13 protein-coding genes are annotated in these 14,183 nt (G+C 67.2%); 6 read left to right on the plus strand and 7 right to left on the minus strand.

Annotated elements, in window-relative coordinates; all coding sequences use genetic code 11:
- Positions 1-148: 148 nt before the first annotated feature.
- Positions 149-832, minus strand: coding sequence for a COQ9 family protein (locus tag DTQ71_RS12865; protein WP_109564694.1), 684 nt, complete (start codon positions 830-832; stop codon positions 149-151).
- 204 nt (positions 833-1,036) lie between these two features.
- On the opposite strand from DTQ71_RS12865, the gene rpsU reads away from it, so the two are divergent.
- Positions 1,037-1,243 (plus strand): 30S ribosomal protein S21, encoded by a 207-nt coding sequence (gene rpsU, locus DTQ71_RS12870; RefSeq protein ID WP_109564695.1) that lies wholly within the window; start codon positions 1,037-1,039, stop codon positions 1,241-1,243.
- Positions 1,244-1,685: 442 nt separating this feature from the next.
- On the opposite strand, the gene DTQ71_RS12875 is transcribed toward rpsU, so the two are convergent.
- From DTQ71_RS12875 to DTQ71_RS12890, 4 genes are all read right to left on the minus strand, one after another.
- Positions 1,686-2,312 (minus strand): hypothetical protein, encoded by a 627-nt coding sequence (locus DTQ71_RS12875; protein ID WP_174900360.1) that lies wholly within the window; start codon positions 2,310-2,312, stop codon positions 1,686-1,688.
- A 4-nt stretch (positions 2,313-2,316) separates the two neighbouring features.
- Positions 2,317-2,454, minus strand: a complete 138-nt coding sequence (locus tag DTQ71_RS12880) for an aa3-type cytochrome c oxidase subunit IV (protein ID WP_109564696.1) — start codon at positions 2,452-2,454, stop codon at positions 2,317-2,319.
- 300 nt (positions 2,455-2,754) lie between these two features.
- Complete coding sequence (locus DTQ71_RS12885; protein WP_109564697.1) at positions 2,755-4,689, minus strand: cation:proton antiporter domain-containing protein; 1,935 nt, start codon at positions 4,687-4,689, stop codon at positions 2,755-2,757.
- A gap of 111 nt (positions 4,690-4,800) precedes the next feature.
- Positions 4,801-5,253, minus strand: a complete 453-nt coding sequence (locus DTQ71_RS12890) for an Lrp/AsnC family transcriptional regulator (RefSeq protein ID WP_109564821.1) — start codon at positions 5,251-5,253, stop codon at positions 4,801-4,803.
- A 144-nt stretch (positions 5,254-5,397) separates the two neighbouring features.
- Here DTQ71_RS12890 and hppD point away from each other — a divergent pair, with 144 nt between their 5' ends.
- Complete coding sequence (hppD, locus tag DTQ71_RS12895) at positions 5,398-6,492, plus strand: 4-hydroxyphenylpyruvate dioxygenase (protein WP_109564698.1); 1,095 nt, start codon at positions 5,398-5,400, stop codon at positions 6,490-6,492.
- A gap of 330 nt (positions 6,493-6,822) precedes the next feature.
- A complete protein-coding gene (locus DTQ71_RS12900) occupies positions 6,823-7,305 on the plus strand; it encodes a hypothetical protein (RefSeq protein WP_109564699.1) in 483 nt (160 codons plus the stop codon).
- 332 nt (positions 7,306-7,637) lie between these two features.
- Here the strand turns inward: DTQ71_RS12900 and DTQ71_RS12905 are convergent, their stop codons facing one another.
- Entirely contained in the window at positions 7,638-9,134 is a 1,497-nt protein-coding gene (locus DTQ71_RS12905; RefSeq protein WP_109564700.1) for an NAD(P)(+) transhydrogenase (Re/Si-specific) subunit beta, read from the minus strand.
- Positions 9,135-9,149: 15 nt separating this feature from the next.
- Positions 9,150-10,724: a Re/Si-specific NAD(P)(+) transhydrogenase subunit alpha gene (locus DTQ71_RS12910; RefSeq protein WP_109564701.1), complete on the minus strand. Its 1,575-nt coding sequence runs from the start codon at positions 10,722-10,724 to the stop codon at positions 9,150-9,152.
- Between the two features lie 101 nt (positions 10,725-10,825).
- On the opposite strand from DTQ71_RS12910, the gene DTQ71_RS12915 reads away from it, so the two are divergent.
- The 3 genes from DTQ71_RS12915 (at position 10,826) to DTQ71_RS12925 (ending at position 14,140) form a co-directional block, all read left to right on the plus strand.
- Positions 10,826-11,581: an SDR family NAD(P)-dependent oxidoreductase gene (locus DTQ71_RS12915; RefSeq protein WP_109564702.1), complete on the plus strand. Its 756-nt coding sequence runs from the start codon at positions 10,826-10,828 to the stop codon at positions 11,579-11,581.
- Positions 11,578-12,777: a kynureninase gene (kynU, locus tag DTQ71_RS12920; RefSeq protein WP_407066405.1), complete on the plus strand. Its 1,200-nt coding sequence runs from the start codon at positions 11,578-11,580 to the stop codon at positions 12,775-12,777. The genes DTQ71_RS12915 and kynU overlap by 4 nt, the downstream gene beginning before the upstream one ends.
- Positions 12,778-12,862: 85 nt before the next feature.
- Positions 12,863-14,140, plus strand: a complete 1,278-nt coding sequence (locus DTQ71_RS12925) for a DUF3422 family protein (protein WP_109564704.1) — start codon at positions 12,863-12,865, stop codon at positions 14,138-14,140.
- Positions 14,141-14,183: the final 43 nt, after the last annotated feature.

Below are 14,183 nucleotides of genomic sequence, written 5' to 3' on the forward strand. Positions count from 1 at the left end.
AAGCGTTGAGCGGGATGGCGACGGGCATTGCCGGTTGGCGGGCATCTTGGGGCTGCCGCGCGGCGTGGTACCCACCAACCGCTCGACATCACGATCGGACCGCCGCGCCGCGACCCACCTGCCTGACCGAGCCGGTCTTGACCTGGGCTTATCCCCGCGGACCCCAATAGCCCGGCAGATCGATCGGCGGACCGGAGGGCTTGCGGATGCGCGAAAGCACCATGTTCGGCCCGGCCATCAGCCGCGACAGAACCGGCGACTTGTTGATTCGCGCCTTCACCTTTTCGAAGCGCATCACGTCCTCGATCCGGCGGTCGAGGAAGGCCCAGGTCTCGCGGTGCTCCTCGGACTGATCGCCCAGCCAGTAGAGCACGGTCGAGGAATAGACGCCCGACAGGATCGCCCGCTTGGAATACCAGTTCACGTCCTCGGATGTGTCGCCCAGAATCGTCCAGATCGCATCCGCCGTCCCCCAAAGAGCGCGCGTCCCATCGGCCGCGTGGATCGGCAGCGCAAAGAGCGTCATGCCCCGGCGCACCGCTTCCCGGTTCTCGTCGGCCAGCACGATGCGGGTCCGCACGGCATGGGCGACCCGGTCGCGGTAGCGCAGGCCGGCCAGATCCTCGGCGCCCAACTGCTCTCCCATGCGCGCATCGTCGCGGCGGTGAAAGGCGAGTGCCAGATCGACGGCGCCGCGCGGAAAGGCAGCTCGCGCTTCGGCGGGCGGGATGCCCGTATCGGCGATGGCGGCTCGGAAAGCAGTCTCCGACCAGCCGTCGAAGGGCACATGCATGAGCGCGGCGTCGATCAGGCGGTTTTTCAGGTCAGTCATTGCGGTCCTCCGGTCTGTCTCCCGCACGGAACCTATCTATCGGTAAAGGCGCATCGCAAAGGCCCCGAGACGGCGATGCCCGATGGCCCCCGATTTGCGAACTCCGCGCGCGGGCCACTGGACAACCTAGGGGCGCGCGGCTATCAGGCCAACTCCTGCACGGACCGATCCGACACTCTTACTTAGAAAGGTGGTGAAAACCACATGCAGGTCAGCGTTCGCGACAACAACGTCGATCAGGCCCTCCGGGCTCTGAAGAAGAAGTTGCAGCGGGAGGGTGTGTTCCGCGAAATGAAGCTCAAGCAGCATTTCGAGAAGCCCTCCGAGAAGAAGGCGCGCCAGAAGGCCGAGGCCATTCGCCGCGCCCGCAAGCTCGCTCGCAAGAAGGCCCAGCGCGAAGGGATGATGTAAGTCACCCCGGTCCTGGACCGAGACGACCCCCTGGCGCCCGCCGGCGCCGGGGGGTTTTCGTTTGAGGGGGGGGGCGCGGCATTTTTCGGGCCAGCCCCAACGCCATCGCTCTCAACGCCGCGCTGACCCTTTGCCCGGGGTGTCAACGCATGGCCGCGCACCGCGCCGGTGAAGGTGCGGCAATGACGGACGGAGATAGGGGCGAGATCATCGCCGCGCCCGCGCCCTCCAGCGCGCGGGCGGCCATCGGGATGGGCAGTACAGGGCCATGGCGCTGAGGAAGCACGATGCCGATCCGTCAAAAGGTTTCTCTTGGAACAGAGGTTTTGCGTATAGCGTTCCGCCTCGCAGAACGAGCGGCCCAGCGGCAGGAGCTAGTCGTGGGCGATCCATTGCGTGCCGGTCGGACTGGCGCCGAGCGGACAAGCAGCGCGCCAGGGGCCTATCCGCCCGCGCGCTCGAAGCCGGCGTCGGTGACGCGCGTGACCCGGGGCCGCTCGGGCGAATGCGCGTCTACCGTGTCGTCGAAGATCTTGTGCTCGGACACGCCGGGCACGCTGGCGAAATCGCGCATGATCCGATCCGGAAACCAGCTTTGCCCGACCGAGGTAAAGCCGAGTTTCCGCAGCATCCCCGAGACGGTGATCCCGCACATCGCCTTGCCTGCCGGGCCGTGCGCCTTGACCAGGGCCAATGCCTGCTCCGCCGTCTCGGGCGAAACGACCACCTGCTGGACGACCATGTGGTAGGTCGGGCGGGCGTGGTAGTCGGTGTAGAATTCCAGCATCGTCGGGGTGATGCCGAAGAGGACGTCGCCCCGTTCCGGCGCAGTCGGATGGCGCCATGTGCCGGCCGGGTCGAAAATCACCCGCTGGCTTCCGGAGACCATAAGCGCCGAGTGCCCGCCCGCCCCCGAGCGGTTGTTGATCGCCGTCATCAGCGTCAGCGTGGGCGGGCCCGGCTCGGCCCAGGCCCGGGCCTGGACCTCTTCCATGGGCGCATAGATGGCCTCGGCACCGCAACCTGCCAGGAGCGGCAGAGCCAGGGCCAGGGCCAGCGCGCGGATCACGGTGTCAGGTCCGGAAGATCGCCAGGAAGACGAGAACGGCGATGATGACGATCACCGTCCATTTGGTCACCTGCACGAAGCCCGCGAAGGTCTTTTCCTGCTGGGTGATATCCATGCTGCCGTGCTTGTGCTCGTCGGCCATTGGGGTCGCCTCGGTCGTCTGGTTGAATCGCTGGCTCAATAGCGTGGCCTGCCGAGTATGTCACGCGGTCGCGGGTGCGTCACCGCGCCCTAAAGCCTCCGATGGGGCGGAAAGGGCGCGCAGCTCGGCGCCGTCACGGGAACAGGCCGTGAGGGAGCGTGCATCGCGGCGGCCCGATCCGCATGCGTCCAGCCCCGGGAGGCCCCCGACAGGCGCGATCCGGATGGGGCGCGCCCAGATCGCTTGGGGCGGGTCTGTGGCGTGCGAAGTCCTGCGGGGCCGACGGCCGCAAGGGCGTGCTCACTCCCGGATGATGCCCCGATCCGCGGCTTCCTCCCCAATATCGGCGGCGGCGGCGGCCTCCGGGTCCTCGCCGAACCGGGACAGGAGCGCATTTTCCAGCCCCTGGTTCAGCTCGCGTGCCTTGGCCCGGTATTCCGGATTGTCGGCCAGGGACACGCCCGGCTTCCACAGCGCGGCCAATTCGCGCAGGCTTTGACGGTCATGGGCATAGAAGGCCTCGCGCGCCTCGTGGGCCTCCGTTTCCGACCAGCCCAGCCGCTCCAGGGCGTAGCGGCCCGCCCGCAGGCTGCCGTCAAACAACTCGCGCACGATGTCTCGGGCGCCCGCGCGGTAGAGCTCGTAGACATGCACGCGGTCATAGGCCCGCGCGACGATGTGGATATTCGGATTGGCGGCCAACGCGATCTTGGTCAGCTTGACCGCGTCGGCCCGGTCGTCCAGCGCCACCACCAGGACCTTGGCCGAGGACAGTCCCGCCGCCTCCAGCAGTTCGGGCCGGGTCGGGTCGCCCATATAGGTCTTGATCCCGAAGCTGCGCAGAAGCTGGATCGTCTCGAAATCGCGGTCGAGCACGACCGTGCGCACGCCGGAGCCTTGCAGCATCCGGTGCACCACCTGCCCGAAGCGGCCGACCCCCGCGATGATGACCTCCGCCTTCTCGTCGATGGCGTCGTCTTCCATATGCTCGCCGGTCTCGCGCTGGGCCAGCCGTTCATAGGCGACGAAGAGAAGGGGCGTGACCAGCATCGACAGAGCGATCACGAGCAGGATCAGGCTGGACAGCTCGGTGCCGAACACGCCGCCAGTGACCGCGACCGAAGACAGCACGAAGCCGAACTCCCCCGCTTGCGCGAGCGAGAGCGTAAACAGCAGGCGGTCGCGCCCCTTGATCCGGAAGACGAAGGCGAGGGCGAGCAGGATCAGGCCCTTAAGCAGGATCAGGCCGGTCACGAGGCCCAGCACGAGGAACGGCGCGCCCAGGAAGGTGCCGAAATCGATTCCCGCGCCCACCGTGATGAAGAAGAGCCCCAGCAGAAGGCCTTTGAACGGCTCGACACCGGCTTCCAGTTCGTGCCGGAACTCGGAATTGGCCAGCACGACGCCCGCCAGGAAGGTGCCCAGCGCCGGCGACAGGCCGACCAGCATCATCAGCACCGCAACACCGATCACGAAGAGCAGCGAGACGATCGTGTGCATCTCCCGCAGGCGCGCCTGGCCCGCGTAGCGGAAGACGGGGCGCGTCAGATAGATGCCGCCCAGGATCACGCACACGATCGCGCCGACGGTCAGCAGCGTCACGCCCCAGCCCGGCAGCCCGTCCAGCCAGTGGCCGAACTCCGCGACCATGGTCGCGCTCTCGCCATCGCCCATCGCGCCGCCATGGCCGTCGCCATGGGCGCCGCCCCCGCCGATCGCGTGGCCCGCGCCGAGCAGCGGCATCAGCGCCAGCATCGGGATCACGATCACGTCCTGTGCCAGCAGAACCGAAAACCCCGAACGTCCGCCCCGGGTCGAGGTGAGACCCTTTTCCTGCAAGGTCTGGATGACGATCGCGGTGGAGGAGAGCGCCAGGATCATGCCGATGGCCAGCCCGACCTGCCATGTCTGCCCCAAGAGGATCGCCGCCCCCGTGACCGCCGCCATGGTCAGCACCACCTGTCCCAGGCCCAGCCCAAGCAGCCGCGCGCGCATGTCCCAGAGCGCCCTGGGCTCCAGCTCCAGTCCGATGATGAAGAGCATCATCACAACGCCGAATTCGGCGAAATGCTGGAGGTCTGCCGTCTCGGAGCCGACGAGCCCCGTCAGCGGCCCGATCAGCACCCCCGCGACGAGATAGCCCAGCACCGAGCCAAGCCTGAGCCGCACGGCGAGGGGCACGCAGACCGTTGCCGCCGCGAGATAGATCGCGGCCATGAGCAGGAAAGTGTCCATGGCGCGAGCCTAGGCGAGCGGCCTGAGCGGGGCAACGGGCGGTGGCGGGCCAATGCCCGCCCTACGGGCCGCTCGTAGGGCGGGCATTGGCCCGCCGCTCTGGTCCTGCTGTCAAACCGGCAGGGGCGCGTCCCGTTTGGGCTGGTCGAGAACGATTTGCGACTGGACGCGCGCGACGCTCTCATGGGGCAGCAGCACCCGGTGGAGCAGATCGTTCAGCGCCGCGAGATCCGCGCACCAGACGCGGAGCAGATAGTCGGCCTCGCCGGTCATGGTCCAGACCGAGGCGACCCGGGGCTCCGCTTCCAGGAGGCGCAGGAAGGCGCGGGCGCGGTCGGGCGTGTGGGTGGCCATCTGTACCTGCACGAAGGCCTGGACAGTCAGGCCCAGCTTGCCTGGATCCAGCCGGGCGACGGTGGCGCGGATCAGGCCCGCCTGTTCCAGCCGGGCGCGCCGCCGTCCCGCCTGGCTGGGCGAGAGGTTGAGCAGGCGGCCGAGCGCCTCGGCGGTGAGCGTGGCGTCGCGTTGCAGGGCCCGCAACAGCGCGCGATCGAGATCGTCCATGCGACTCTCCATGCGGATATTGCGCATCATGCGTCCGTTTCGCACGCGAAACTTGTAAAGAGAAGGTTAAATTTTGCGAGGATCGCGCGCTCCCCGCAGGCCATTCGCGTTATACGCCCCTGAGCCATTCAGAGGAGAGACCCCATGGGACCCTTCCCCCACGACGCCCCCTATTCCAAGATCAGCGACGCCAACCCCGCCGGAACCGACGGCTTCGAGTTCGTCGAATTCGCCCATCAGGATCCCGCGCAGCTGCGCGACATCTTCACCCGCCAGGGCTATGCCCATGTCGCGACCCACAAGACCAAGGCCATCGAGGTCTGGCAGCAGGGCGACATCACCTATCTGATCAATGCCGAGCCCGGCAGCCACGCGATGGAGTTCGTGGCCGAGCACGGCCCCTGCGCGCCCTCGATGGGTTGGCGCGTGGCCGATGCGCGGCACGCCTACGACCATGCCGTCTCCAAGGGGGCGACGCCCTATGAGGGCCCGGGCAAGGCGCTGGACGTTCCGGCCATCGTCGGGATCGGCGGCTCGCTGATCTATTTCGTCGACCAGTATCGCGACGCCTCGCCCTATAATGCCGAATTCGACTGGATCGCGCCGGCGAACCCCGAGGGCGTGGGCTTCCATTATCTCGACCACCTCACCCACAACGTCCACAAGGGGAACATGGACGTCTGGTTCAAGTTCTACGGCGACCTCTTCAATTTCCGCGAGATCCGGTTCTTCGACATCGAGGGAAAATATACCGGCCTGCTCAGCCGCGCGCTGACCTCACCCTGCGGCCGCATCCGCATCCCGATCAACGAGGACCGGGGCGAGACCGGCCAGATCGTCGAGTATCTCAAGCGCTATAACGGCGAGGGCATCCAGCATATCGCGGTGGGCGCGAAGGACATCTACGCGGCCGTGGACGCCATCGCCGAGAACGGCGTCAAGTTCATGCCCAAGCCGCCCGAGACCTACTACCCACTGTCCAAGGAGCGCGTGACGGGTCACGAGGAACCGCTCGACAAGCTGGAAAAGCACGGCATCCTGATCGACGGCGAAGGCGTCGTCGGCGGGGGCGAGACGCGCATCCTGCTGCAGATCTTCTCCAAGACCTGCATCGGCCCGATCTTCTTCGAGTTCATCCAGCGCAAGGGCGATGACGGCTTTGGCGAGGGCAACTTCAAGGCGCTCTTCGAGGCCATCGAGCAGGATCAGCTGGATCGCGGTGTGCTAAAGGCATCGTGAGGACCGGGCGGAACCAAGCCCGCTCCGACTCGTTTATCCAACGTCACATCCGCGGGCGGGTCTGCACTCCGTCCGCAACCGGCCTCCGGGTGTCCTCCGATGGTTGTGCGGTGACGAGGGCATCCGTCTGAGCGGCGCCCCGGCCAGGAATGGTCGGGGCGTCTGTCGTTTCTGGCGGCGGTCGAGCCTGCGGCCCCGCGAAACGCAACTCCGTCCGCTAAAGTTCCTGCTCAAAACAGAAAAAAAGCCGGAAACCCATCGGGGGCGCGCTCCGTTGTTCAGGCAAGACGCCGCACGGCGCCGTCACAACTGAAGAAAGGAAGCACTGTTATGAAACTCATTCTGACCACCGCTGCAGCCACCTTCGCCCTGGCCAGCTCGGCCGTCGCCTACACGGGCGTTTCGCCGTCGATCCTCTCCTCCGTCGAGTCCATCATCGAGGAGCAGGGCCTGTCGGTCGACGTCACCACGCTCAGCGATGAGCAGGTCCTCGAGATCTACAGCGCCGGCCAGGTCGACGATGCGAACCAGCGGATCACCCTGATCCGTGGTGCGCTCGACGAAGAGAACTACGCCTCGCGCATGATCACCGAACGCCGTGAAGACCTGACGATGGTCGACGAGGCGACGGGTCTGGCCCCGATGGGCGAGAACTCGGTGGTGATCTCGGTCAAGAACTACCTTGAGACCGAAGGCTTCATGGTCGACGCGTCCACGCTGACGGATCGGCAGGTCGCCGAAATCTACTTCCTGGCCTATTCGGACAGCGACGAAGATCATCGGGATGCCATCGAGACCATCCTGAACATGTGATCGCCGTTTCGGTGTGATCGTTGTGGCCGTCCCCTTTGGGGGCGGCCATTTTTCGTTGCGGTCTCGGGGCGCTCTTCTGAGCGATCGCGACCGGCTTAGGGGCTGTCGCGCCTCCGAGTCCGGGTGCGGTCGAGAGGAGCGGCGAGTTCTCCGAGATCCTGTCTTGGAGTCGGATCGATCCGGTCAACTGTCTCGGGACGGCGCCGGTGCCTCTTCTGCCGCAGGCGGGCCGCGGCGCAGGGCAGGGAGACCGAACCGGGCCCAGGCCCAGGCGACAGGAAAAAGGGGCGCCTCTTGGCGCCCCTTCTCGATGGCTCACCCTGTGCGGGCCATCACTCGATCTTCGGCAGAAGCGTATCGAGCGAGGCCTTGGCGTCGCCGTAGAACATCCGCGTGTTGTCCTTGAAGAACAGCGGGTTCTCGATGCCGGAATAGCCGGTGCCCTGGCCGCGCTTGGAGACGAAGACCTGCTTGGCCTTCCAGACTTCCAACACCGGCATCCCCGCGATGGGAGAGTTCGGGTCGTCCTGCGCCGCCGGGTTCACGATGTCGTTGGAGCCGATGACGATGACGACATCCGTGTCCGGGAAGTCGTCGTTGATCTCGTCCATCTCCAGCACGATGTCGTAGGGCACCTTTGCCTCGGCCAGGAGCACGTTCATGTGCCCGGGCAGACGGCCTGCAACGGGGTGGATGGCGAAGCGCACCTCCTTGCCCTTGGCGCGCAGCTTCTTGGTCAGGTCCGCGACAGCCGACTGCGCCTGCGCCACAGCCATGCCGTAGCCCGGGACGATGATGACCGAGTCGGCCTCGTTGAGCGCCGTGGCCACGCCGTCTGCGTCGATGGCGACCTGCTCGCCCTCGACCGCCATCTGCTCTCCGGCCGGGCCGCCGAAGCCGCCCAGGATGACCGAGACGAAGCTGCGGTTCATCGCCTTGCACATGATGTAGGAGAGGATCGCACCCGAAGAGCCGACCAGCGCGCCGACCGTGATCAGCAGGTCGTTGCCCAGGGAGAAGCCGATCGCCGCCGCAGCCCAGCCCGAGTAGCTGTTCAGCATCGAGACGACGACGGGCATGTCCGCGCCGCCGATCCCCATGATCAGGTGGTAGCCGATGAAGAGCGCGGCCAGCGTCATCACCACCAGCGCCAGGGTCGAGCCGCTGCCGATATAGACGAACAGCATCACCAGGCTGAGCAGCGCCGCGCCGGCGTTCAGCGCGTGCCCGCCGGGCAGCTTCTTGGCGGCGGTGTTCACCTTCCCGGCGAGCTTGCCGTAGGCGATCACCGAGCCGGTGAAGGTCACCGCGCCGATGAAGACGCCGAGGAACAGCTCGATCTGAAGGATCGTGATCTCGACCGGGATCTTCTTGGCGACGACCGAGCCGAAGCCGCGGAATTGCTCGACGACGGCGGCGGCGGCCGCGGCCACTTCCGGCGTCTCGTCATAGGCGCGCGGGAAGGGCACGCCGGCCTCGGCGAAGGCCGCGGCCACGCGGCCGATCTCGACATGGGCGTTGATGCCCACGAAGACGGCGGCCAAGCCGACGAGCGAGTGCATCGCCGCGACCAGTTCCGGCATCTGGGTCATTTGGACGCGGGTGGCGAGGACGTAGCCGATCGCGCCGCCCAGGCCGATCAGGATGATCGAGACCGGCCAGAGGCCCGCGCCGGGGCCGACCAGCGTCGCCAAGACCGCGATGGCCATACCGACGATGCCATACCAGATCGCGCGCTTGGCGCTCTCCTGGCTGGAAAGCCCGCCCAGCGACAGGATGAAAAGGACGCCTGCGACCACATAGGCCGCGTTCGTGAATCCGAGTTCCATATGCTTGGCCCCCCTTTACGACTTCTGGAACATGGCGAGCATGCGCCGGGTGACGAGGAAGCCACCGAAGATGTTGATCCCGGCCATGAAGACCGAGGCGGCGGCGAGGATCACGACGAGCATCGAGCCCGACCCGATCTGAAGCAACGCGCCGAGGATGATGATCGAGGAAATCGCGTTGGTCACCGCCATCAGCGGCGTGTGCAGCGAATGCGCCACGCCCCAGATCACCTGGAAGCCGACGAAGCAGGCCAGGGTGAACACGATGAAATGCTGCATGAAGCTCGCGGGCGTGTAGAGACCCGCCAGAAGCAGCAGAACGCCGCCCACGGCGAGAAGCGAGACCTGGAACTTGGTTTCGGCCTTGAAGGCGGCGACCTCCTGGGCGCGCTTCTCCTCGGGGGTCAGCTCCTTGGGCTTCTCTTTCTTCTGGGCGGCGATCGCCTGCACCTTGGGCGGCGGCGGCGGGAAGGTGATCTCTCCGCCATGGGTGATCGTCGCCCCGCGAATGACGTCATCCTCCATGTTGTGCACGACCTGCCCGTCCTTCTCGGGCGTCAGGTCGGCCATCATGTGGCGGATGTTGTTGCCGTAGAGCGTCGAGGATTGCGTGGCCATCCGGCTCGGGAAGTCGGTGTAGCCGACGATGGTGACGCCGTTGTCTGTTACGATCTTCTCGTCCTTGACGGTCAGCTCGCAGTTCCCGCCGCGCTCGGCGGCGAGGTCGACGATGACCGAGCCGGGCTTCATCGCCTCGACCATGTCCTTGGTCCAGAGCACGGGCGCGGGGCGGTTCGGGATCAGCGCCGTGGTGATGACGATGTCCATGTCGGGGGCCAGCTCGCGGAATTTCTCAAGCTGCTTGGCCTGGAACTCCGGCGAGGACGGGGGCGCGTAGCCGCCGGTGGCGGCGCCGTCGGGCAGCTCGCTATCCTCGAATTCCAAGAAGACGAACTCGGCGCCCATGGATTCGATCTGCTCGGCCACCTCGGGGCGGACGTCGAAGGCGTAGGTGATCGCGCCCAACGACGTGCTGGTGCCGATGGCGGCGAGGCCCGCGACGCCGGCGCCGACGACGAGAACCTTGGCCGGCGGAACCTTGCCGGCCGCCGTCACCTGGCCGGTGAAGAAACGGCCGAAATTGTTGCCCGCCTCGATGACGGCGCGGTACCCCGCGATATTCGCCATCGACGACAGCGCGTCCATTTTCTGCGCGCGGGAAATGCGCGGGACCATATCCATCGCGATGACATTGGCGCCCTTGTCCTTGGCCAGCCCCATCAGCGTCTCGTTGGAGGCGGGGTAGAAGAACGAGATGAGCGTCTTGCCATGTTCGAGCCGGGCGACTTCCTCCTCGGTGGGGGGGCGCACCTTGGCGACGATGTCGGCGACTTTCCAAAGTTGATCCGCGCCGCTGACGACCTCGACGCCCGCATCGGCATAGGCGCTGTCCAGGAAGCCCGCTTTCTCGCCAGCGCCTGCCTCAACGATGACATCGTATCCAAGTTTCTGGAGATGTCCCGCGCTCTCTGGGGTGATGGCCACCCGCGCCTCGTCCGCAAGGACCTCTTTCGGTGCGCCGATCTTCATTGCATGGTCTCCGGGCTGATTGCGGTGCCGCCTCATACAGAGGAGGCGCCAAATGAACAAGGCGGGCTATCGGCGGGCGACAGGATCTTGCGTGAAAGGGGATGACGTTGCGGAATCTGGAGGGACGGCACGCGCTTGTCACCGGCGGCGGCACCGGGATCGGCCGCGCCATCGCCGAGGCGCTGCGCGATGCGGGCGCGGCGGTCACCGTGACGGGACGGCGCCGCGAGAAGCTGGCCGAGGTGGCGGGCTGCACCCCCGTGGTGATGGACGTGGCCTCCGAGACGTCGGTGATGGAGGGCGTGGCCGAGGCGCGCGCGGCGAACGGGCCGGTGACGATCTGCGTGGCCAATGCCGGCATCGCCGAGGGCCGCAGCCTGCGCGATACCGATGCCGAGTTCTGGCGGCGGATGATGGCGATCAATCTCGACGGCTGCTTCCACACCTTCCGCGCCTGCATTCCCGACATGCTGTCGGAGGAGTGGGGCCGCGCGATCGCGATCTCGTCCATCGCCGGGCTGAAGGGGCTGAGGGGCGGGGCGGCCTATACTGCCTCCAAGCACGGGATGATCGGACTGGTACGCGGGCTGGCCGCTGATTTCGTGGGCAAGCCCCTGACGATCAACGCGATCTGTCCGGGCTATGTCGAGACCGCCATCGTCGACGAGAACCTGATCCGCATCATGGAGCGCACCGGAAAATCCGAGGCGGAGGCGATGGCGCTGATGCAGGGGGCGAACCCGCATAACCGGCTGATCGCACCGGAGGAGGTCGCGTCGCTAGCGCTCTGGCTCTGTTCAGATGGGGCGGCATCGGTGCATGGACAGGCGCTGCAAATCAGCGGGGGGGAGTTCTGATGGATTGGGAGGCGCTGCGCGGTCAATTTCATCTGCCGAAAGGCGTGATCTATCTGGACGGCAACTCGCTGGGGCCGATGCCGCGGGCGGTGCCCGTCCGCGTCGGCGACGTCATGGAGGAATGGGCCGATCTCCTGATCCGCGGCTGGAACGAGGGCGATGGCGGCGGAGGCTGGATGGGCTGGCCCGGGCGCATCGGCGACCGGATCGCGCGGCTAATTGGCGCAGCCGAGGGCACGGTGACGGTGGGCGACACGCTGTCGATCCGGGTCTATCAGGCGGTGGCCTCCGCGCTGCATCTGGCGGGGCCGGAGCGGGCGGTCGTGCTGTCGGATGAGGGTAACTTCCCGAGCGACCTCTACATGGCCGAGGGGCTGGTGAGCACTTTGGGCCGCGGAGAGCTGCGCGTAGTTCCGCCCGAGGCCGTGATGGATGCACTGACCGAGGAGGTCAGCGTGCTGATGCTGACGCAGGTCGATTATCGCACGGGCCGGATGCACGACATGGCGGCTCTGGACCGGGCGGCGAAGGCCAAGGGCATCGTCACGGTCTGGGACCTCGCCCATTCGGCGGGCGCGCATGAGGTGGACGTGACCGCCGCGGGGGCCGATTTCGCCGTGGGCTGCACCTACAAATATCTCAACGCGGGGCCGGGGGCGCCCGCCTTCATCTATGTCCGGCCGGAGCTTCAGGACCGGGTGCGCCCGGCGCTGGCCGGCTGGCTGGGCCATGCGCGGCCCTTCGCCTTCGAGCTGGGCTATGCGCCCGGCGAGGGAATCGATCGGATGCGGGTGGGCACGCCGCCGGTGCTGCAACTCGCGGCGCTGGATGCGGCGCTCGACGTCTGGGACGCGGTCGATATGGGCCAGCTCCGGGCGCGCTCATTGGCCCTGTCGGGCCGCTTCGCCAGCGCGGTGGCGGCGCGCTGCCCGACCTTGACGCCGGCCCTGGCCCCGGACGTGCCCCGCGGCAGCCAGGTCAGCCTGCGCCATCCCGAGGGCTATGCCATCGTCCAGGCGCTGATCGCCCGCGGCGTGATCGGCGACTTCCGCGCGCCCGACATTCTGCGCTTCGGCTTCACGCCGCTCTTCCTGTCGGAGGCGGATGTGGACGCGGCGGTGGCCCATCTGGCGGAGGTCATGGAGCGCGAGGAATATGCGCAGGATCGCTTCCGCACGCGCCGGGCCGTGACCTAGCGGCCAGAAATACCACTGCATACCGCGATCGTGCTGGGCAGGGGGCGCCGCAGGCGCTAGCTGCTGCCCAAGACCGGAGGCATCCATGTTGCGCGATCATCCCCGCCGCTACGACTTGGCCAACGAATTGCACGCGCGGCCCTTCCCGTCGCTCAAGGCGCCCTGCCGCGCGGCCTTCCTGGCGATCAAGCGCGAGAAGGACGCGGTGGGGCGTGACCGCGCCGCGGATCGCGCCCATCTCGACGCCCTGCTGGAGCGGTTCGGCGGCGACCGGCCCGCCCCCGGCGCGACCCATTTCTTCGGCCAGCTCGGCAAGCACCGGCTGAAATGGGAGAGCCATACGGAATTCGTCACCTACACGCTGTTCTCCGATGGCGTGGCGGAGCGGCCCTTCGATGGCGCGATGTTCGACGTCTTCCCCGCCGACTGGCTGGCCGAGGCGCCGGGTGTGCGGCTGACCTCGGCCTTGATCCGGGTCGAATCCGAGACCCTGGCGGATGCGATCGAGCAGAAGATCCAGGACTGGTTCGTCCCCGAGAGCCTCGCCGCCAGCCGGGTCCTGGACGATAGCGCGCTGATCGCCTCGGATTTCCGCATCGACAGCGCGGGCCATGTCCGTTTCGCGGCATTTGTCGCGGACGATACCGGCGCGCGGCGGGTCGGCCGGATCGTCCAGCGGCTGACCGAGATCGAGACCTACAAGGTGATGGCGATGCTGGCCCTGCCGCGGGCGCGGGCGCTTTCGACCGATGTGGGGCGCATGGATCAGGAATTGTCGGATCTGGTCGGGCGTCTGCGGGCCGGCGAGGCGGGGACGGACGAGACGCTGGAGGGCCTCTTGGAGATCGGCTCGGAGCTGGAGACGATGCTCGCCCGCTCCGCCTTCCGCTTCGGCGCGCAGGAGGCCTATGAGCGGCTGGTCCATCAGCGCATCGAGGTTCTGCGCGAGGAGCGGTTCGGCGGCCGTCAGACCTTTGCGGAATTCATGATGCGCCGCTTCGACCCGGCGATGCGCACCTGCCGCTCGGTCCAGGGCCGGATGGAGGCGCTGGCGGAACGGGCCAAGCGGGCGGGGGACCTGCTTTCGACGCGGGTCAACGTGGACCGGGCGAACCAGAACGCGGCGCTGCTGCGGTCGATGGACGAGCGCGCGGCGGCGCAGCTGCGCTTGCAGAAGACGGTCGAGGGGCTCTCTGTCGTGGCGATCAGCTACTACGCGCTGGGGCTGGTTTCGGCGCTGGTCTATCCGCTGGGGGCCCAGGCGGGGATGCCGAAGGAGATGGTCTCTGCCTTGGTGGTCGTCCCGGTGGTGGCCGCGGTTTGGGTGGTGGTGCGCCGAATCCGGAAGGTCGTCGAGCAGTGAGGACGGGGAGGGGGGCTCTGCCCCCCGTCCGGCAAGCCGGACT

Origin of the sequence: Jannaschia seohaensis (genome assembly GCF_900116765.1) — a bacterium.
Taxonomy (GTDB): Bacteria; Pseudomonadota; Alphaproteobacteria; order Rhodobacterales; family Rhodobacteraceae; genus Jannaschia; species Jannaschia seohaensis.